General features: G+C 55.2%; 21 protein-coding genes. 12 read left to right on the top strand and 9 right to left on the bottom strand.

Annotated elements, in window-relative coordinates:
- Window positions 1-95: 95 nt before the first annotated feature.
- The gene (locus tag ACDI13_RS04515; RefSeq protein ID WP_316988557.1) at window positions 96-1,463 is read left to right on the top strand and encodes a DEAD/DEAH box helicase; all 1,368 of its coding nucleotides are present in this window, start codon (window positions 96-98) and stop codon (window positions 1,461-1,463) included.
- On the opposite strand, the gene ACDI13_RS04510 is transcribed toward ACDI13_RS04515, so the two are convergent.
- Window positions 1,443-1,832, bottom strand: a complete 390-nt coding sequence (locus ACDI13_RS04510) for a thioredoxin family protein (protein WP_316988556.1) — start codon at window positions 1,830-1,832, stop codon at window positions 1,443-1,445. The two genes, ACDI13_RS04515 and ACDI13_RS04510, sit on opposite strands and share 21 nt — an antisense overlap.
- A gap of 73 nt (window positions 1,833-1,905) precedes the next feature.
- On the opposite strand from ACDI13_RS04510, the gene ACDI13_RS04505 reads away from it, so the two are divergent.
- From ACDI13_RS04505 to phaP, 4 genes are all read left to right on the top strand, one after another.
- Window positions 1,906-2,724, top strand: coding sequence for an EI24 domain-containing protein (locus ACDI13_RS04505; RefSeq protein WP_316988555.1), 819 nt, complete (start codon window positions 1,906-1,908; stop codon window positions 2,722-2,724).
- On the top strand, window positions 2,714-3,523 hold the full coding sequence (locus tag ACDI13_RS04500) for a molybdopterin-binding protein (RefSeq protein ID WP_316988554.1): 810 nt from the start codon (window positions 2,714-2,716) through the stop codon (window positions 3,521-3,523). Before ACDI13_RS04505 ends, ACDI13_RS04500 begins: the two co-directional genes overlap by 11 nt.
- A 121-nt stretch (window positions 3,524-3,644) precedes the next feature.
- A complete protein-coding gene (locus ACDI13_RS04495) occupies window positions 3,645-4,394 on the top strand; it encodes an IclR family transcriptional regulator (protein WP_162496905.1) in 750 nt (249 codons plus the stop codon).
- Window positions 4,395-4,637: 243 nt separating this feature from the next.
- On the top strand, window positions 4,638-5,237 hold the full coding sequence (gene phaP / locus ACDI13_RS04490; protein ID WP_316988553.1) for a TIGR01841 family phasin: 600 nt from the start codon (window positions 4,638-4,640) through the stop codon (window positions 5,235-5,237).
- A gap of 135 nt (window positions 5,238-5,372) precedes the next feature.
- Here the strand turns inward: phaP and ACDI13_RS04485 are convergent, their stop codons facing one another.
- The 6 genes from ACDI13_RS04485 to ACDI13_RS04460 all read right to left on the bottom strand — a co-directional run bounded on the left by ACDI13_RS04485 (window position 5,373) and on the right by ACDI13_RS04460 (window position 9,816).
- On the bottom strand, window positions 5,373-6,407 hold the full coding sequence (locus ACDI13_RS04485; RefSeq protein WP_316988552.1) for a quinone-dependent dihydroorotate dehydrogenase: 1,035 nt from the start codon (window positions 6,405-6,407) through the stop codon (window positions 5,373-5,375).
- Between the two features lie 21 nt (window positions 6,408-6,428).
- Entirely contained in the window at window positions 6,429-7,154 is a 726-nt protein-coding gene (locus tag ACDI13_RS04480; protein ID WP_316988551.1) for an arginyltransferase, read from the bottom strand.
- A 48-nt stretch (window positions 7,155-7,202) separates the two neighbouring features.
- Window positions 7,203-7,931: a leucyl/phenylalanyl-tRNA--protein transferase gene (aat, locus tag ACDI13_RS04475; protein WP_316988550.1), complete on the bottom strand. Its 729-nt coding sequence runs from the start codon at window positions 7,929-7,931 to the stop codon at window positions 7,203-7,205.
- A gap of 2 nt (window positions 7,932-7,933) precedes the next feature.
- Window positions 7,934-8,524, bottom strand: a complete 591-nt coding sequence (locus ACDI13_RS04470) for an NUDIX hydrolase (RefSeq protein WP_316988549.1) — start codon at window positions 8,522-8,524, stop codon at window positions 7,934-7,936.
- 20 nt (window positions 8,525-8,544) lie between these two features.
- On the bottom strand, window positions 8,545-9,147 hold the full coding sequence (locus ACDI13_RS04465) for a DUF2946 family protein (RefSeq protein WP_316988548.1): 603 nt from the start codon (window positions 9,145-9,147) through the stop codon (window positions 8,545-8,547).
- A 111-nt stretch (window positions 9,148-9,258) separates the two neighbouring features.
- Window positions 9,259-9,816 carry a MarR family transcriptional regulator gene (locus ACDI13_RS04460; RefSeq protein WP_316988547.1) on the bottom strand — a complete coding sequence of 186 codons (558 nt, stop codon included), beginning with the start codon at window positions 9,814-9,816 and terminating at the stop codon, window positions 9,259-9,261.
- Between the two features lie 839 nt (window positions 9,817-10,655).
- Between ACDI13_RS04460 and ACDI13_RS04455 the strand changes: the two genes are divergently transcribed.
- A complete protein-coding gene (locus ACDI13_RS04455; RefSeq protein WP_316988546.1) occupies window positions 10,656-12,074 on the top strand; it encodes an aspartate ammonia-lyase in 1,419 nt (472 codons plus the stop codon).
- A gap of 380 nt (window positions 12,075-12,454) precedes the next feature.
- Complete coding sequence (hppD, locus tag ACDI13_RS04450; protein ID WP_316988545.1) at window positions 12,455-13,531, top strand: 4-hydroxyphenylpyruvate dioxygenase; 1,077 nt, start codon at window positions 12,455-12,457, stop codon at window positions 13,529-13,531.
- Window positions 13,532-13,633: 102 nt separating this feature from the next.
- Here the strand turns inward: hppD and ACDI13_RS04445 are convergent, their stop codons facing one another.
- Both ACDI13_RS04445 and ACDI13_RS04440 read right to left on the bottom strand, forming a co-directional pair.
- On the bottom strand, window positions 13,634-14,767 hold the full coding sequence (locus tag ACDI13_RS04445; protein ID WP_316988544.1) for an HPP family protein: 1,134 nt from the start codon (window positions 14,765-14,767) through the stop codon (window positions 13,634-13,636).
- Window positions 14,768-14,822: 55 nt separating this feature from the next.
- Window positions 14,823-15,263 (bottom strand): hypothetical protein, encoded by a 441-nt coding sequence (locus ACDI13_RS04440; protein WP_316988543.1) that lies wholly within the window; start codon window positions 15,261-15,263, stop codon window positions 14,823-14,825.
- Window positions 15,264-15,390: 127 nt separating this feature from the next.
- Between ACDI13_RS04440 and gspG the strand changes: the two genes are divergently transcribed.
- The 5 genes from gspG to gspK are packed head-to-tail and all read left to right on the top strand — an operon-like array spanning window position 15,391 to window position 18,142.
- A complete protein-coding gene (gspG, locus tag ACDI13_RS04435) occupies window positions 15,391-15,861 on the top strand; it encodes a type II secretion system major pseudopilin GspG (RefSeq protein WP_316988542.1) in 471 nt (156 codons plus the stop codon).
- A 22-nt stretch (window positions 15,862-15,883) separates the two neighbouring features.
- Window positions 15,884-16,333: a type II secretion system protein GspH gene (locus tag ACDI13_RS04430; RefSeq protein ID WP_372372776.1), complete on the top strand. Its 450-nt coding sequence runs from the start codon at window positions 15,884-15,886 to the stop codon at window positions 16,331-16,333.
- Between the two features lie 11 nt (window positions 16,334-16,344).
- Entirely contained in the window at window positions 16,345-16,689 is a 345-nt protein-coding gene (gspI, locus tag ACDI13_RS04425; RefSeq protein WP_316988540.1) for a type II secretion system minor pseudopilin GspI, read from the top strand.
- The gene (locus ACDI13_RS04420; RefSeq protein ID WP_316988539.1) at window positions 16,686-17,285 is read left to right on the top strand and encodes a prepilin-type N-terminal cleavage/methylation domain-containing protein; all 600 of its coding nucleotides are present in this window, start codon (window positions 16,686-16,688) and stop codon (window positions 17,283-17,285) included. Before gspI ends, ACDI13_RS04420 begins: the two co-directional genes overlap by 4 nt.
- Entirely contained in the window at window positions 17,282-18,142 is an 861-nt protein-coding gene (gene gspK / locus ACDI13_RS04415; RefSeq protein WP_316988538.1) for a type II secretion system minor pseudopilin GspK, read from the top strand. The genes ACDI13_RS04420 and gspK overlap by 4 nt, the downstream gene beginning before the upstream one ends.
- Window positions 18,143-18,145: the final 3 nt, after the last annotated feature.

Genomic DNA, 18,145 nt, shown 5'->3' with positions numbered 1-18,145 from the left:
ACATGCCTGTGGCCGCTGTTGATGCTGGCGGGCATCAGTTAAAATAGGATTGTTACAAATGCTTGCCACTTATGGCAAGCCGACTTTTTGCGTACATGACAGATAAAACTCCTTCGACTCCCACTGACCTTACGTTTGCTGATTTCGGTCTGCACCCTGGAATATTAAATGCCGTCACCGAGGCGGGATATTCCAAGCCTACGCCTATTCAGGCCGAGGCGATTCCCGTGGTGCTGGCTGGCCGTGATGTCATGGGGGCAGCCCAGACCGGTACAGGTAAGACGGCAGCCTTTTCTTTGCCCATCCTGAATCGGCTGATGGCACACGCCACGACCAGCGCCTCTCCCGCTCGTCACCCGGTGCGGGCCTTGGTGCTGACGCCAACGCGCGAGTTGGCCGACCAGGTGGCTGAGAGCATCGCGCTCTACAGCAAATCGGTCCCCTTGCGCTCGACGGTGGTGTTCGGCGGTGTGGATATCGGACCACAAAAAGAAGCCCTGCGACGTGGTGTAGAGATTGTCATCGCCACCCCAGGCCGTCTGCTCGATCACATTGACCAGCGCACGATCAATTTAAGCCAGGTCAGCATTCTGGTACTGGACGAAGCAGACCGCATGCTGGACATGGGCTTTTTGCCTGATCTGGATCGTATTGTTTCCATGCTGCCGAAAAACCGTCAGGGCTTGTTGTTCTCGGCGACATTCAGCAAGGAAATTCGCAAGCTGGCCCGCAACTTCCTGAATGATCCGGTCGAGATTGAGGTGGCAGCCCGCAACGCGACGGCCTCGAATGTGACCCAGGTGGTGTACCCCATGTCGGCAGACGACAAGCGTCGCGCCGTCGTGCATCTGGTCAAGACCAAAAAGTTGACGCAAACCATCGTTTTTTCCAATACCAAGATTGGTGCGGGTCAACTGGCCCGCTATCTGGAGCGTGAAGGCATCAAGGCGGAATCCATTCATGGCAACAAAAGTCAGCTTGAGCGCATGAAGGTGTTGGACGCCTTCAAGAGCGGCAGCGTGGATGTGCTGGTGGCAACCGATGTGGCCGCCCGTGGCTTGGACGTGGCCGGTATGCCATGTGTGATCAATGTGGACTTGCCGTATAACGCTGAAGACTACGTCCATCGCATTGGGCGTACTGGGCGTGCTGGTGCTTCGGGTGAGGCCATTGCCTTGATGGCCCCCGATGAAGAGCACCTGCTGCAGGAAATTGAAAAGTTGATTGGCACAGCGGTGCCACGCCTGAAACTGGATTTGCCGTCAACGGCCTCCTCGTCTCGTTCTGGCTCCAAGCGCCATGAGCGTCGTTCGTATCAGTCGAATACGCCGCCGGTAGATGATTTTTTCTTGAAGCCCTATGAGCCATCGACCGCTGCGGCTCCCAAGCCAGCGGTGACGCCTTCCTCCAATACAACGCGCAAGCGTTCGGTGGGTGTGCTTTTAGGTGGCGGCCGCTACTAAGGCACGTAAATCCCCTGGTCCGGCATCAATGACCGGGCTGCGTTCTGAGATGCTGTGCACCAGACGCTGCAGATGTTCGATATGAGGCAGCATGGGACCGTAAAAAACGGTCCCATTTTCGTTCTGGATCAGTAAGGTGGGGAAGTCCTCGATATCTTCCTCACCCAGCAGCTCGGGCTGTTCTTCAATATCAATCCAGATCAGGCAGGCTTGGGGAAACTGTGTGGCTAAAGCCTCAAAAGCGGGCTGATATTGCTGGCAGGTTTTGCACCATTGGGCGCAGAAACAGGCAATCAGCAAGGCGTTGGGGGTAGCTTGCAAATGGGTGGCCAGCGTGGGCAGATCGTGTTGGGCGTTGAACAGGGCCATAATTTCATACAGACAAAAAGAAGCGACTGTGTCTATGATACCTGGGTAATCGATTTTGCTTCGCAGGAGCTGTATGTCCCTTTTTTCATCTGCCCCATCTCGATCGGGCCCTGCCGGTGGATGGGCCAGTATTTCAACCGCCTTCAAGCGTTCATTGGTGTCGCAATTTCAGCCACGCATGCTGGTGGCTTTGGTCATGCCCTTTCTGATCATGTTTGTGGGCTTGATTTTGCTGAGCTGGTTGCTGTGGACGCCTCTCCAGAACTGGTTGCTGGAGGTGTTGGGCGGCTGGAATACCTTTGAGTCTGTAGATCAGTGGTTGGTGGGCCTGGGCCTGTTCTCGCTGAAAGTGTACTTGGCTCCCTTGCTGGCCTTGGGTATTTTATTGCCGTTGGCGGGTGTACTGGGCTTGATTCTTGCAGCCGTTCTGGTCATGCCTTTGGTTTTGGGGCATTTGCAGCAGAAAGACTATCCCGATGTGATCAAGCAAGGCCATAATGCGACGGCTTATGGCGTCTGGAATGCTGTTTGGGTCGGAACCTTGTTTCTAGTAGGCTGGCTAGTGACCTTGCCCTTATGGATCTTTCCTCCTTTTGCGCTGATTCTTCCTGTGCTGTGGTGGGTTTTTGCCCTGACACGCATGTTACGGGTGGACTCCTTGGTAGAACATGCCAATGTGCAGGAGCGTAAATATCTGTGGTCCCGTCTGAATAGCCAGTATTGGCTGATTGGCCTGATATTTGCCCTGTTGAACCTGATTCCGCCCGCTTGGCTGGTCTTGCCTGTGTTCTCGGCCCTGGTGTTTGCTCATTTCTCTTTGGAAAACCTTCGTCGCCTGCGTCAGCACGAGGCAACTGCGGCGTCTACTTCGCTCATTGATCATGACAACTAAGGATCAAGCCATTATTCGTTTGATTATCATTGGCGACGAAATCCTGTCGGGACGCCGCTACGATAAACATTTTTCAAAACTGATTGAACTGTTGGGGGCCAGGGGTTTGCAACTGGGGGGCGCACAGATTATTCCTGATGATCTGGACACAATAGCCGCCACTCTGGAGCGCAGTTTTGCGACGCCAGATATTGTGTTTTGCTGTGGTGGAATTGGTGCGACACCGGATGATCAAACCCGTCAGGCGACGGCCAAGGCTTTGGCCGTAGAACTGAAACTACATCCCGAGGCGGCGGCCTTGATTACCGAGCGTTGCGCTGAAAACGAACGGAATGGCGTGGGCAGTGCTGATATGTCCTTGCCCGAGAACCAGCAGCGATTACAGATGGGTATGTTCCCTGAGGGGGCAGACATTGTGCCCAATACGTACAACAAAATTCCCGGTTTTTTTATTCGCAACCATACCTTCATGCCAGGTTTTCCCGTGATGGCCTGGCCGATGATGGAGTGGACGCTGGATACTCGCTATCGGGAGTTGCATCATCTGGCTCATCGGGTAGAGCATTCTTTCCTGGCTTTTAATTTGCCTGAGTCACGCATTACACCGGCCATGGAACACATAGAGCTGACGTGGCCTGGGGTAAGAGTCTTTAGTTTGCCTAGCGTGGGAGGGGCGGGTGGGCGGCCTCACATTGATCTGGGTGTAAAAGGAGACCCGGAACCGGCAGCAGAAGCATTGGCTTATTTGCGCCAACAGGTGCTGGATCTAGGGGGGAGCTTGAGCCCTGCGTTAAAATAATACTTGCCAAGTATGCGCCCATTTCATATTATGGAATTTGTTGCGTTGCATCATAATTCTCCTAATAATGACAACAAATTCCTTTACGCCTTCTACTGCACCGTCAAGCAATGGTGGGCAAATGTCGATCCAGGTGTTGGAACGCGCCATGATCCTCTTGGATGAGCTGGCCAAGCAATCCGAGCCAGTGGCATTAAAGAATCTGGCTGCGGCAACGGGTCTGCATACGTCTACGACTCACCGCATCCTGAATGATTTGGTGGTGGGGCGCTACGTTGAGCGTGTAGATAGTGGTTTATATCGACTGGGCATGCGTTTGCTGGAGTTAGGCTCTCTGGTTAAGGGGCGTCTTAATGTTCGTGCGGCATCCTTGGCTCCCATGCGCGAGCTGCACAAGTACACTGGGCAAACGGTCAATCTGTCCCTGCAGCAGGGCGATGAAATTGTGTATGTGGAGCGTTCCTGGAGCGAGAGCTCCGGCATGCAAGTGGTGCGGGCCATTGGTGGCCATGCGCCTTTGCATTTGACCTCTACTGGCAAGCTGTTTTTGGCTTCCTGGGAGCCGCGTCAGGTTCGGGCCTACGTTATGCGTACTGGTCTGGCCGGCGCAACCCGCAACAGCATCACCCAGCTGGAGCTGCTGGAGCGCGAACTGGCTCAAGTTCGTCGCCTAGGTTATGCCCGTGATAACGAAGAGTTGGAAATGGGTGTGCGTTGTATTGCGGCCGGTGTATACGACGATACCGGCAAACTTCTGGCAGGTTTATCTTTGTCTGCGCCTGCTGAACGTTTGCATGACGATTGGATTCCTGTTCTCTTGAGCACAGCCGCCAGGATTTCCGAAACACTGGGGTACGACAAACAACGCTAATCCATTGTTTTTTCATGGTTTAACGCTGTTGATGAGAAATTCGGACGTGTTTTGTTGCGGCGCAACAAATTCCGTTGACTTTGCTTTGGATAACGCTTAAAGTTGAATTGTTGCGGTGCAACATAGAAGGTTTGCCTTGCGTAGTTGCGAATGGGCTGGGCCTTCTACAGACCCTTGTCTAGTAACACTGACACTAATTTCACGTTGGCTTGACCCTGGCCACGTATCTCCAAGGAAAACATCATGAGTGCTATTCCACAAAACGTACTGGAATCCCAACAAGCTACTTTGAACAATCTGTTTGCCGCTCAAGGTCAACTGTTGCAAGGCTTTGAAAAACTGGTTGGTCTGAACCTGAATCTGCTGCGTAGCTCGCTGGAGCAAGCAGCTGGCCAATCCCAGCAAGCCATCAACGCCAAAGACGTGCAAGACGTTGTGGCCTTGTCGCAAAGCGTAGCCAAGCCTAACGCTGCTCAGGCTCTGGAATATGGCAAAAACGTGTACGACATTTTCTCCGATCTGCAACTGAACTTGTCGCGTATCGCTGAAGCTCAACTGGCTCAAGGCCAACAACACGCTGCTGATGCTATCGATCAGTTGGCCAAGAATGCGCCTACCGGCACCGAAAGTGCAGTTGCTCTGTTGAAGTCTTCTTTTGCCACGGCGTCCAACGCTGCCGAGACCGTTGTTAAAGCGGCTCGCCAAGCGGCTGATGCTGCTGAAAGCAACATTCAGGCTGCCACCAACGCCAGTTTGAAAGCGGCTGCTCAAGTAACTGAAGCCAGCAACAAAACAGTTGAAGCGGCCGCTGCTGCTGCAACGGCTGCTACCAGCAAGAAGTAAATTGTTGCTTGCCTGATTTGATCAGGCGTTAAAAGAAAAGCCAGCTCGATGAGCTGGCTTTTTTGTTGCGTGCAGTGCGAAGCTGCCAATGTACTTCTGGATGCTGTTGCCCGCGTCAAGCGGGCAATCGGCGTTCTACAGAGCCCGAATGCACTCAGAAATCAGTGCGGGGCCTTTGTAAATCAAGCCGGTATATAGCTGCACCGCCTGGGCACCCGCCTGGATTTTTTCCTGGGCCTGACGGCCGGATTCAATACCGCCCACGCCAATAATCGGGAAGTCTGGTCCTAATTGTTCACGCAGACGACGAATGACGTTCAAGGATAACTCGTGTACTGGTGGGCCGGATAGGCCACCTTGCTCTTGACCATGCTGTAAACCTTGGACGGCCTCTCGTGACAAGGTGGTGTTGGTGGCAATAATGCCGTCCAGCCCTTGCGAAGGTACGGTGTCTGCGATGGCATCAATTTGCGATTGATCCAGATCGGGCGCGATTTTCACGATGATAGGCACGTAGCGTTTGTGCTCTTCTGCCAACTCGGTGCGCAGCGCTTGCAAGGCACCCAGCAGGCGAGCCAGCTCGTCCTGAGCTTGCAATGCACGCAGGTTTTGCGTATTGGGTGAGGAGATATTCACAGTGACGTAATCGGCGTGAGGATAGACCGCGCGAAGACAGGTCAGATAGTCCTGATCGGCCTGCTCAATAGGGGTGCTCGCGTTTTTGCCAATATTCAGGCCCAGAATGCCGCCTTGCAAGCGAAACTGGCTTTTGCGCACATTTTCAATAAAGGTATCCAGGCCGTGGTTGTTAAAGCCGAAGCGATTGATCAGGCTATTGGCTTCTGGCAGGCGGAACAGGCGTGGCTTGGGATTGCCGGGCTGCGCTTTCGGAGTCACGGTGCCGACTTCGACAAAACCAAAACCCAGGGCGCCCAAGGCATCGATATGAGCACCATTCTTATCCAGGCCAGCGGCCAGGCCCACGGGATTGCGCAGCTTCAGGCCCATCAGCTCCAGAGGTTTGCTGGGCAGGTCTTTGAGCAAGCTGCCCAAAATAGGGGTTTGGTGGGCGCAATGCAGGGATTTCAGAGTCAGTTCGTGAGCGCGTTCAGCATCCAGACTGAACAGCACCCGGCGAGCCAAGGGATAAAGGCTGAATAGGGCAGACATGGAGATCGATAAAAGAGGACGTTAGGCCAGCCATTCCCAACGACCTTTTATCAGGAGCTGGTAGGGGCGAAAGCGGGTTTTGTAGGCCATTTTACGGCTTTCTTTGATCCAATAGCCTAAATAGAGCCAGGGCAGGGATTGTTGACGGCAATAATCCAATTGCCAGAGTACGGCGTAGGTGCCCAGACTACCGCTGTCGTCAGGGTCAAAAAAGGTATAGACGGCGGAAAGCCCGTCTTGCAGCATGTCGATGACGGCCACGATTTTCAAGGTGCCGTCGGGCTCACGAAATTCCAGCAGGCGTGAGGTGACATGGCTGGCCAGCAGAAACTGGGCGTACTGGGACTGGTCGTCTTCGTCCATGCCGGCACCGGGGTGACGACTGGCTTGGTAACGACGGTACAGCTCGTAGTGCTCGGCATTCCAGTGCAGCGGCAGATCTTGTACGACCAGATTGCCGTGCCTTTTTTTGGCACGGCGCTGGGCACGGTCGGGCTGAAAGTGCAGAGTGTCGCAACGCAAGGGCTGGCAAGCGCGGCATTGGTCGCAATAGGGACGATAGGTAAAGGTGCCGCTGCGTCGAAAGCCCTGCTGAACCAGTTTGGAGTAAACCGTGTCGTTAATCAGGTGCGCAGGAGCGGCAACCAGAGAGCGTGCCTGTTGCTCTGGCAGGTAGCTGCAACGGTAGCTGGCCGTGGAATAGAATTGCAGCGTTTGGGGGCTGGTGGGTGCTTTGGGATAATTCATGCGACTCTGCCAAGCGTGATAGAGCCATTATGGGATGCTCGCGCTAGCCTAGCAAGTTGGGGGCAGGCCTAGTTGCCATGTCCCGCGTGGCCAGACCGGGCTGGGTTGATCGTTGGCCCAGGCCAAGGCAGCCATAAACTCTTTCCGGGGGATAGGGCTGGCCCCCAGACTGGCCAGATGCGATGTCTCTTGCTGGCAGTCTATATACGGGATGCCCGCGAACTTCAGGAACTCCACCAGATGGGCCAGGGCGATCTTGCTGGCATCGGTTTGCAAGGCAAACATGGATTCGCCAAAGAAAAAGCGACCCAGATTCACGCCATACAAGCCACCCACCAGCTTGCCGTCCATCCAGGTTTCTATGCTGTGGGCGTAGCCGCTGTGGTGCAAATCGGTATAGACCTGTTGAATGTCAGGGCTGATCCAGGTGCCGGTGGCGCTGCGTTGAGCCGCGCATTGGCCGATGACTTGTTCGAAAGCCAGATCGCAGGTGACACGAAGGCGGCCCCCGTCGTGCTCTTGCTGACGTGCAATCTGGCGCAGCTTTTTGCCCAGGGAGCGGGAAATCTTGAATTGATCGACCTCCAGCACCATGCGCGGATCAGGAGACCACCACAGTACCGGGTCGCCAGGGTTGTACCAGGGAAACATGCCTTGACGGTAGGCTTCTAGCAGGCGTGGAACACTTAAATCCAGACCGGCGGCTACCAGCCCTTCAGGGCTGGCGTGTTCAGGGCTGGGCAGGGCCTGATCGGGAGAGACCCATACAAGCGACATGATCAGTCGTGGTCGCGGGGGGCGATATCAAATTCGTGAATCTGGAAGCGGCCTGCCTTGCGATCCTCGACGTAGCGTTCCAGGGTGGCGCTGACCGTGCGGAACGCCAGATTGTCCCAGGGAATATCGTCCAGGTGAAAGAAGCGGGCTTCCAAAGATTCCGGGCCGGGATCCAGCACATCGCTGGTGACGTTGGCCAGGTAGTACACATGTACTTGCTCGGCGTAAGGCACACTGATGACGGTAAAAAGTGGGCCGGGTTCGACCTGTGCACCGGCTTCTTCGCCCATTTCCCGCAGGGCACCTTGTCCCAGGGTCTCGCCCAGCTCCATAAAACCGGCGGGCAAGGTCCAGGTGTTGTAGCGTGGCTCGATGGCGCGACGGCATAACAAGATCTGATCGTCTTTCCAGACAGGCACAATCCCGACCACATTACGGGGGTTCTGGTAGTGCACCGCACCGCAGTTTTGGCAGACATCACGCATGCGGTTATCGTCTGGGGGCACCAGTCGGGTCAGTTTGCTGCCGCATTGACTGCAGAAATGTTGCGTTCGTGGAGCGGGGAAGTAAAAAGAGGCGGGTGGCTGGGTCATGCAGATTCTGTGATGGCGGTTCAAATAGGATCGGGCTCAGGCAAAACAATATACGCCAATTCGTCGGCGGGCGACACGCAGGATGACCAGACTGTCAGGGAACAGCTTCCGGAGTAGGCGGGTAAAGACCAGCCTTCGCTGTGCTGGGGCTGCTCCAGATCCAGATTGTCCAGGCCGTGCTGGTCTGTTCGTAATTGTTCCAGCAGCGCAGGAATGTCGCGACTTGCCAATAAGGCCGGGCCTGTCGGGGTACGCAGATACAGCCGACCTTCAGCACTGATGAACCAGGCCTGGACGGCTTTTACGAGGCGTCCGGTGTGGTCTTGCAAATGTGCCTGATCCTCGGCCAGGGACACAATGAAAGGGGCGGCGTCCAGGCGAACATAGGCGCGTTGGGGGCCATTCTGGATAAACCAGCGGCCTTGCTCATCAGCCTGATAATTACGATTGAAAAATGCCAGTAAACCCTGGTGGACGATGCGCTCGCCTACTTGTTCGGGGCGTTTATTGGCATCGCCAGCCGGGTGGTGACGCCAATGGCCAGCTTGATCCAAAGAGATATACCCGCTGACAGCGGGTACATTAGGCCATTTTTTCATGGCATCAATAACAGCAGTATCCATAAACGTCAGCCTTGTGGGCGCGAAAACAAAAGGTGGCCACCGTATCCGGTGCCACCCTTGATAGTGTGGGGTCGACCACAAGGTTGACCTTTAGGCAGATGACCTTGCGTCTTATGCCATATAACTGCGCTGCAAGGTTCCGGGAACGGGGTGCGCAAGAGGTTTTTCAATTTTGATTTCCCCACTGCTATCGCCTTGCATGGCCCTGGATAACAAACTGGACAAGCGTTCACGCACGTCTTGGGGGACATGGCTAAACACACCCGAGAGCCACTCGATGTAGTAGGGCAGCAAGTGCTCACACAACTCTTGTCCTGTTTCGGTGAGTTTAACAGTGAGTACACGGCGGTCCGAAGCATTGTTTTGTCGCACCAGCAATTGCTGCTGCTCCAGCCCGTCCAGCAGACCGGTAATGGTGGCGCGGGTGACGCCAGCTTGTTCTGCCAGCAGGGCGGGGCTCAGGCCGGAGGGTTGGCGGCTAAGTAGAAACAGTAGAACCACACGGCCTTCGGACAGGCCAAACTCGTTCAGAACGGAGCTGGAAGCGCGATTAATGCTGGAGGCCATCGATAGAACGCGTAAACACAGTTCGATATCCTCGGTTTTAGGGTGAGCCTGGCGCTGGGATTCGCTCAGGATAGTTTGATACTTCAGATCGAGTAATTTCATAGTGCTGTGCCGTTAAGGAGTACGCGGCAAAGAGCAGTAGTTATTTAGAAAGAATCACAAAGACCAATAAGTTTGGGCTTGCTTTCTTTTATTACTGGGCCGCTGCTTTTAAAGTGGAAATTTATCTTATTTTTTAATTCCATTTTGATTGATTTAAACATCTTTTATTGATTAGGAATTTTCATTTAGTAAAATAAGGTCGGTTTTTTTCAGCATAGATGACCAAGCGTTTATGGGATGGTCTTAAAGCCTGTGTATACGCTTTGGCCTTCCTCTTTTTCTCAAACTGCAAGGTTCACGAACTTCTGATCCGGGCAGCAAGAGGATGATTTTTGATCCTGTGCTGTGAGTCTTATAGCGCAACAGCATCAAAATGATGCAAACGCGCAACGCTCGTGTTCAAAACGCCAGATCTTTGCTACAGACAGCATGAGTGAGCTATATCAGAGATAGATCGTCAAATTAAGTCGGCTCTCAACCGTCCGCCAGCACAACCAAGTTAGGCGACTCAAGAAAAACCGTAAAACGACGTGCATGCAAGCGCCCGGCGTTTACAATGTCCACACGCTTCCCAAGCTCGACGATGCCTTCAAAAAAGGCGGTTGGATCATTCACCCTGCTTGGTGGATTGCAATAGAGGCCCGTTTTTTACGGGCCTTTGCTTTCCGCAATTGGATACAAGCATTATCCAAAGCTTATTAGTGGTATTTGCCAGCATGTCCCCGAGCCCCTGCCCAGTTCGCAAGAAATGGCAGGGCTTTGTTCCGTTTGTACTCCGGGATTGAGTATGAGGCGTATCAGAAAAGTCTTGCTATCGTTATTAAGGAAACGAAGGAATTATGAGTCAGTTCCGTATCGAACATGATTTGCTGGGAGACCGCCAAGTCCCCGATGAAGTCTATTATGGTGTTCATACCTTGCGCGCCAAGGAGAATTTCCACATTACCGGTACGCCTATTTCAACTTACCCGGAACTGATTAATGCTCTGGCTCTGGTCAAGCAGGCAGCTGCTCAGGCCAATTTCAAACTGGGTTTGCTGGAGCAGGACAAGCACGACGCCATTGTGGCCGCGTGTCAGGCTGTACAAGCAGGTAAGTATCATGAGCATTTTGTGGTAGACATGATTCAGGGCGGTGCAGGTACCTCGACCAATATGAATGCCAACGAGGTCATTTGTAATCTGGCTTTGGAACATATGGGTCACAAGCGTGGCGAGTATCAGTATCTTCACCCCAATGAAGATGTAAACATGGCTCAAAGCACAAATGACGTCTATCCAACGGCTTTGCACCTGGCCGCTTACCGTTCGCTGGATCCGTTGTTTGCGGCTATGGAGCGTTTGCGTGATGCCTTTTTGAAGAAGTCCGAGGAATTCTCCTCGTACATGAAGATTGGCCGCACACAGTTGCAAGATGCCGTGCCCATGAGCCTGGGCCAGGAGTTCAACGCATTTGCCACCATGATTAACGAAGACATCGTGCGCCTGAAAGAATCGCGCAAGCTGATGTGTGATGTGAATCTGGGTGGTACGGCAATTGGTACGGGTATTACCGCTCACCCTGACTATGCCGAGCTGGCGGTAGCGGCCTTGTCCGATCTGTCCGGTGTTCAACTGCGCGTGTCTGCCGACCTGATCGAAGCCACCCAGGATTGCGGTGGTTTCCTGCATTTGTCAGGGGTGTTGAAGCGGGCTGCCGTCAAGCTGTCCAAGTTGTCTAACGACTTGCGTCTGCTCTCTAGTGGTCCTCGTGCAGGTATGGGTGAAATTTGTCTGCCTGCCGTGCAAGCGGGTTCGTCCATCATGCCTGGCAAGGTCAACCCCGTGATTCCCGAGGTGGTCAATCAGGTTGCCTTTGAAGTGATTGGTGCTGACCTGACTGTGACCATGGCTGCTGAAGCGGGTCAATTACAGCTGAACGCATTTGAGCCGGTGATTATTCACTCTCTGCTGCGCAGCATGAGTTTGTTGAGCAATGCTTGCGACACATTGACTCAGTTCTGCGTGGTGGGTATCACTGCCAACCGTGAATGCCTGGAAAGCAATATCGAGCGTTCCATTTCCCTGGTGACGGCCTTGAACCCGTTCATCGGTTACAAAGCCGCTACCTCGGTTGCCGCCGAAGCCTTCCAGACAGGTACTAATATTCGTGATGTGGTTCTCAAGCGTGGCCTGATGGATGCCGAGACCCTCAATGAAGTGTTGTGTGCCGAATCGCTGATCCAACCTCGTGATCTGCGCGCTGCTGACCCAGCCTGAACCAATCTGAGCCAGGCATGATTTGGCCAGCTTTGGCCGACGCCGGTGACAGTTTGGGAAGCCTCCATGTTGGAGGCTTTTTTCTGCCTGCTCGTTTCGTATCAGGCGGCAGGTGCTTTAGACCTCTAGGGTAATGCTCTATATCGAAAAGGGGCCTGCTCCCTGCATAATGAACATCGGCGATGGGAGCGCATTTCGGGTTCCCGCCCACTGGAGCAGAGCCTGTGAGAGTTCTGGGGTTTCAATTGTTGTTTGGTGATCACTTGGCACGCAGTGTGCGCGGGATATCCTGCGCCCCTCCCAGCCAGGCTTAAGTCAACGTTTCAGGGCGTTTTTACGCCGTATTTGATTTGATTACCTGATGACAACTGGAGTCTGCTATGACTGACTTGTTTGAAAATCCAATGGGCCTGATGGGCTTTGAGTTCATCGAATTTGCCGCTCCCCAGCCTGGCGTACTGGAACCCGTCTTTGAGATGATGGGGTTCACCAAAGTGGCGGTACACCGCTCCAAGAAAGTATCCCTGTATCGCCAGGGTGAGATCAACCTGATTTTGAACGAAGAGCCCAAGAGCCATGCGGCTTACTTTGCCGCCGAGCACGGCCCTTCGGCCTGCGGCATGGCGTTTCGGGTGCGCGATGCACAACAAGCCTACGAGCGCGCGCTGGAACTGGGTGCCCAGCCTGTTGATATTCCCACCGGACCGATGGAACTGCGTCTGCCTGCCATTAAAGGTATTGGTGGTGCGCCTCTGTACCTGATCGACCGTTTTGGCGAAGGCAACTCCATCTACGATATCGACTTCGTTTACCTGGACGGCGTGGATCGTCATCCCGTGGGCGCAGGCTTGAAAGAGATCGATCACCTGACCCACAACGTGTACCGCGGTCGCATGGCCTACTGGGCCCAGTTCTATGAGCACCTGTTCAACTTCCGTGAGATTCGCTACTTCGACATCAAGGGCGAATACACCGGCCTGACGTCCAAAGCCATGACCGCCCCCGATGGCAAGATCCGCATTCCTCTGAACGAGGAATCCGCCAAGGGTTCGGGCCAGATCGAAGAGTTTTTGATGCAGTTCAATGGTGAAGGTATCCAGCACGTGGCATTCCTGACCGATGATCTGATTGCTTCCTGGGACAAGCTCAAGGCCATGGGCATGCGTTTTATGACGGCGCCGCCACAAACCTATTATGAAATGCTGGAAGGTCGTTTGCCTGAGCACGGTGAACCCACGGCAGAATTGCAAAACCGTGGCATTTTGCTCGATGGCACATCGGAAGGTGGCCACCGCCGTCTCTTGTTGCAGATTTTCTCTGAAACCTTGATGGGTCCGGTGTTCTTCGAGTTTATTCAGCGCAAGGGCGATGATGGTTTTGGCGAAGGCAACTTCAAGGCCTTGTTTGAATCCATCGAACGCGACCAACTGCGCCGTGGTGTTTTGCAGGCGGAGTAAAAGGGTTCTGTGCCGGTGCTGCGTGCACGGGTGCTGATCTACCCCCACTGTTTGGCGATGGCAAACAGTGGGGGTTTTTATTTGGGCTGAGCCTTTGTATGTTTAATCCGGCTTGTTACGTGGAGGCTGCAGGATTCTGAACAGTTCCAGCATCAGGTCAGACTGGGTAATCATGCCCACCAGTTCTTTGTGCTCATTGACCACAGGCATATGACGATGGCGGCCCTGGCTGAACAAGGGAATCAGTTCGGCCACAGACCAGTTTGCATTGGCGGTGACGGCAGGTGTGGTCATGACGTCGGCCACCGTGGGGGCGGATGGCTGCTTGGGGCTTAAAAAGCGTTTGAGTCGCTGGCGCAGATTATCAGGTTGATCCAGTCCGGCGCGCTGCAAGAAGTCCGACAAGGCCAGGATACCAATCACATGTTTGTCTTGATCCAGCACGGGCAAGGCCTTGATCTTGCGCTCGCGCATCATGTCCCAGGCTTGTTGCAAAGGCGTGCTGACCTGGCAGGACAGGGGGGCATCATTCATCAAGGTCGCGCAGCGTCGTGTGCCCAGATTGCGTCGGAAGGCAGACTGGTGTACGTAGCTGACCAACTTCTCCAGATCGTCCTGGCTGATGTTCAGCGTCTGGTTGTAGTGGCTGAGCGCAGCATCGTAATCCTGATCCGTAAAGCGTGACAGGGGGCTTGTCGGACGAGTGGCGGGCTTATGGATGGGGGGATAGGTAACACCGGTCAGGCGGTTGTACAGCATGCCCAGGAAAATCAGCACGCAGGAGTCAAACAGGACTGGAAACAGCACAAAGTCGTAATTGTGAATCCCATTCAGGGCGGGGAAAACTGCCATTGCCACGCTGGGTGGATGCACGCAGCGCAAGGCCAGCATGATGGGCATGGCCACACACACGGCCATCGTAATGGCGGCAATCGGATGGGGTAGCAAAATGGCACAACTAATCCCGGTCAAAGCACCGACCAGATTACCCAGCAATACATTCCAGGGCTGGGCCAATGGGCTGGTTGGGACCAGAAAAATCAGCAAGGCACTGGCCGCCAGGGACGCCACCAGCCAGTGGTGCGTGTGGGCAAAATCTGACAGGTACAGGCTCAGAGAGGAAACAATCAGTACGCTAAGCGTGGCGCCTAGCGTGGCACGCAGCATTTCAGGGCGCGCAATGGCCAGCGACTTGGGACGCAGGCTGTCAAACCAGTGACGAAATAAAGCAGACATACCCACCAGGGTGAAGAAGAAAGACAGCTTTTAATCATACTGCTAACTCTTTCATTCAGGGCTTAGCCCCTTGCTGGATGCCGGGAATGATGGCGGGGCCTTGGCGTTCAGTGGTGATGTTCTGGGGCACGGCATCGACTGTAATCACAATATGCTCGCGCTCTAGCGAGTCCAGCAGTACGCCCGGTGCCAGCTCTTGGCCAGGGCGGTAGGCGCGTACCGCCTGTTGATTAATGCTGAGTAGGGCGGCGCCACCCTGGCCGCTCACGATCATGCCGTGCAAACGCAGTTCGGGCAGGGCGGTGTTGCCTCCAAACCATTGTGCAATTTGTTGCGTGCTGATCTGTTCGCGGTGGTCCTGCTCCAGCACTGGTGCAATCGTTCCTTCCGAGGGCAGAAGGAGATGGATCAGCAGATTGATCAAGGCCAGAGCAATGCCAGCCTGACACAAACGCAGCCAAAGATGTGACGGAAATATGGCGGAAATAATACCCATTTAGACTGCATCGCATAGTGCATTGGCAGACGGCCCGTATGGCTGTCTTAAGGGCTCTTAGTGTGCGTGTGCTGCATGAAGCCCGTATGACAAGAGCTTGGGTTTTTTTGGGTGGCTTATTTCCTTCATGTCTCGATCTACTTTATCTCGCCGTCCGGCACGCCGTTTGGCCGGCTCTGTTCAGTCCCGCGCTCAACACGGTTTTTCTCTGATTGAGGTCATGGTGGTGGTGGTCATCATGGGCATTATGGCGGCCCTGGTCGTCCCCAGTCTGATGGACCGTCCCGATCAGGCTCGTGCTGTTGCCGCTCGTCAGGACATTGCTGCACTGACACAGGCTTTGAAACTGTACCGCCTGGATAACGGCCGCTATCCCAGTACCGCTCAAGGTTTGGCGGCGCTGCATCAGCGCCCCACTCAGCCTCCCGAGCCACGCAACTGGCGTCCTTATATGGACCGTCTGCCCAACGACCCTTGGGGCAATCCGTACCAATACCTGCAACCCGGCGTTCACGGCGAGATTGATGTGTTCTCGCTGGGAGCGGATGGGCAGGCTGGCGGGTCGGGTAGCGATGCCGATATAGGCAATTGGGACTGACGTGGCTCAGCGGGGCTTTTCCTTGATCGAGACCCTGGTGGTCTTGCTGATCGTGGGCATTGTCAGCAGCGCGGGTTTAAGCGTGCTGGTACTGGACCGGGATCAGGGGATACAGCGAGAAGCCCGTCAACTGGCTCTGCGTCTGGCCGAATTGCAAAGCTATGTGCGTGAAAGCGGTCGCAGCGTGGCCTGGAATGCGGATCAGCAGGGCTATCGCTTCAGTCTGATCCCGGATGCTACGGATGGTTCCAACCCTACACCGGGCTGGCTGCGCGATCAGGCCCGTTTTGCCCAATTGTTTCCTCAGCGATCCTGGACCTTGGAATCCGTGCGTGTGCGCCTGGAGCCAGCGGGGCCGTGGGTTTTTGTAAATGAATGGTTGTCCGCGCCGCGTCAGCTGGAGTTGGATGATGGCCACGAAGTGCTGCACTTACGCAGCGATCCGACAGGCCGGTTTGATGTGCAGTCATGACAGAGCGTGGCATGAGTTTGATTGAAGTGTTGATTGCGCTGGCCATCGTGTCGGTGGCCCTGACCGCTGGATTGCGCGCACTGGGCCTGAGCGCCTCTGGTAGCCAGGCCATGCATGAACGCAGCCTGGCTCTGTTGGCAGCCGATGGCGTGGTGGCCGAGATGCGGCTGCGCCGCCTGTTTCCCGATCCGGGTGAAACCGTCGTGCCTTGTCGTCAGGGGGCTTTGAACTTGCAGTGCAAGCAAACCGTGCAAGCCACGGCCAATCGTTTCTTTCGTCAGGTAACGGTCCAGGCTTTTCTGCCCAAGGGCCCTGTGCTGGCCGAGCTGCACGCGACCTTGGCGTCCTTGCCATGACAGACGCGGGCCAGGAAGGCTTTACTTTGGTGGAAATGCTGGTGGCCTTGACCATCATGGCCTTGATCAGCCTGATGTCCTGGCGCGGCCTGGACGCGGTCTTGCATGCGGATGAACAGCTTAGTCGACAGGCGCGCCAGACCCAGGCCTTGTTCAATGTCTTGTCCCAAATGGGCCGGGATCTGGAGTTGCACCTGCCTCCCGTGCCAGGCCCGGTGGACCCGACAGGGGCGATGGCGGTGCTGCCAGCCAGTATTCGCTGGCAAGCCAAGGGCGAGGGTCCGGCCATCTTGATGATTGAACGCCGTGCTGAAACGGGCGCAGGAACGCAGCAAATTCAATGGCGTTTGCAGCAAGGCGTGTTGCAACGGGCCATTACCCAAGCGGGAACGGTTTACCCCTTGCCGGAGTTGGGATCGTTGCACGATGTGCTGGAGCAGGTTACCGCCTGGAACGTGCGTATCTGGATTCCGGCGCGTGGCTGGCAAAGCTGGCCGTGGCCCGAGCAGGCCGGAGCAGCGGCGACTGGCATAGAGCTGACCGTGCAATTGGAGGGGCAGGAGCATCCGTATCGCAAAGTGGTGATGCTGCTATGAAACGGACATCCCAACAAGGCATGGCGGTGATCAATGCACTGGTGGTCGTGATGGCGGTGTCCATTGCCACTATGGGTATTGTGCAGCGTCAAAGTGGCTTGGCAACACAGTTGGCCAGTGAGCGAGATTATATGCAGGCCAACTGGTTGCTGCGCGGTGCGCTGGATTGGGCCGTGCTGGTCTTGCGTCTGGACTCGCAGCGTTCGGCTGTGACGCATAAAGGTGGGTTGTGGGCGCAGGCCCTGAGCGAGCTGAAGATAGAGACACCGGACAAGACCCGTGCAGCTTACTTCTCCGGCTATATCCAGGACGAGCAGGGCAAATTCAATCTGGCTTTATTGCTGCGTGATGGCCGTGTCCAAGCCCGCTATGTGCAGGCATTGGAACAGTTGTTGGGCAGCGTGCAGCAGGAGCCCTCGTTGGCTTTGGATCTGGCCCAGCGATTGGAGCGGGCACAGGCCGGGCAAGCGCCCTGGCCCTCTCATTTGCAGGACTTCTTTCCCAATGCGGCGCAACAGGCCAAGCAGTTGGAGCCGTATCTTAGCTATCTGCCGCAAGCCAAATCCTTGAATGTGAATACCGCCAGTGCCCAGGTGCTGGCGGCGGTGCAGCCTTCCGTCAGCCTGGTGGAGTGGCGTGGCCTGTTGGAGCAGCGCGACCGGGGCCAGTGGTTTCGGGATCAGGCCGATGTGCAAGCCCGCCTCCAACGTCAGGAGGCGCTGGAAGGGCAAACGCTGAGCGTGCGCAGTGAGTGGTTTTTATTAAGTGGTGAGTTGCGACTTGACCATAGCCGGGTGGCGACCCAGGCCCTGATCAACAGGGCCGCGGATCGCAGCCGGATTGTCTGGATTCGTTGAAGT

This window comes from Alcaligenes faecalis, from assembly GCF_041521385.1.
In the GTDB taxonomy this organism is placed as follows: domain Bacteria; phylum Pseudomonadota; class Gammaproteobacteria; order Burkholderiales; family Burkholderiaceae_B; genus Alcaligenes; species Alcaligenes faecalis_E.
Note: the sequence above shows the minus strand (reverse complement) of the source record. Positions and strands in the feature narration are given on the sequence as shown.

Coding starts and splice junctions, on each gene's coding strand:
- ACDI13_RS04515 (WP_316988557.1), top strand. CDS start 96: ATGACAGATAAAACTCCTTCGACTCCCACTGACCTTACGTTTGCTGAT.
- ACDI13_RS04510 (WP_316988556.1), bottom strand. CDS start 1,832: ATGGCCCTGTTCAACGCCCAACACGATCTGCCCACGCTGGCCACCCAT.
- ACDI13_RS04505 (WP_316988555.1), top strand. CDS start 1,906: ATGTCCCTTTTTTCATCTGCCCCATCTCGATCGGGCCCTGCCGGTGGA.
- ACDI13_RS04500 (WP_316988554.1), top strand. CDS start 2,714: ATGACAACTAAGGATCAAGCCATTATTCGTTTGATTATCATTGGCGAC.
- ACDI13_RS04495 (WP_162496905.1), top strand. CDS start 3,645: ATGTCGATCCAGGTGTTGGAACGCGCCATGATCCTCTTGGATGAGCTG.
- phaP (WP_316988553.1), top strand. CDS start 4,638: ATGAGTGCTATTCCACAAAACGTACTGGAATCCCAACAAGCTACTTTG.
- ACDI13_RS04485 (WP_316988552.1), bottom strand. CDS start 6,407: ATGTCTGCCCTATTCAGCCTTTATCCCTTGGCTCGCCGGGTGCTGTTC.
- ACDI13_RS04480 (WP_316988551.1), bottom strand. CDS start 7,154: ATGAATTATCCCAAAGCACCCACCAGCCCCCAAACGCTGCAATTCTAT.
- aat (WP_316988550.1), bottom strand. CDS start 7,931: ATGTCGCTTGTATGGGTCTCTCCCGATCAGGCCCTGCCCAGCCCTGAA.
- ACDI13_RS04470 (WP_316988549.1), bottom strand. CDS start 8,524: ATGACCCAGCCACCCGCCTCTTTTTACTTCCCCGCTCCACGAACGCAA.
- ACDI13_RS04465 (WP_316988548.1), bottom strand. CDS start 9,147: ATGGATACTGCTGTTATTGATGCCATGAAAAAATGGCCTAATGTACCC.
- ACDI13_RS04460 (WP_316988547.1), bottom strand. CDS start 9,816: ATGAAATTACTCGATCTGAAGTATCAAACTATCCTGAGCGAATCCCAG.
- ACDI13_RS04455 (WP_316988546.1), top strand. CDS start 10,656: ATGAGTCAGTTCCGTATCGAACATGATTTGCTGGGAGACCGCCAAGTC.
- hppD (WP_316988545.1), top strand. CDS start 12,455: ATGACTGACTTGTTTGAAAATCCAATGGGCCTGATGGGCTTTGAGTTC.
- ACDI13_RS04445 (WP_316988544.1), bottom strand. CDS start 14,767: ATGTCTGCTTTATTTCGTCACTGGTTTGACAGCCTGCGTCCCAAGTCG.
- ACDI13_RS04440 (WP_316988543.1), bottom strand. CDS start 15,263: ATGGGTATTATTTCCGCCATATTTCCGTCACATCTTTGGCTGCGTTTG.
- gspG (WP_316988542.1), top strand. CDS start 15,391: ATGTCTCGATCTACTTTATCTCGCCGTCCGGCACGCCGTTTGGCCGGC.
- gspI (WP_316988540.1), top strand. CDS start 16,345: ATGAGTTTGATTGAAGTGTTGATTGCGCTGGCCATCGTGTCGGTGGCC.
- ACDI13_RS04420 (WP_316988539.1), top strand. CDS start 16,686: ATGACAGACGCGGGCCAGGAAGGCTTTACTTTGGTGGAAATGCTGGTG.
- gspK (WP_316988538.1), top strand. CDS start 17,282: ATGAAACGGACATCCCAACAAGGCATGGCGGTGATCAATGCACTGGTG.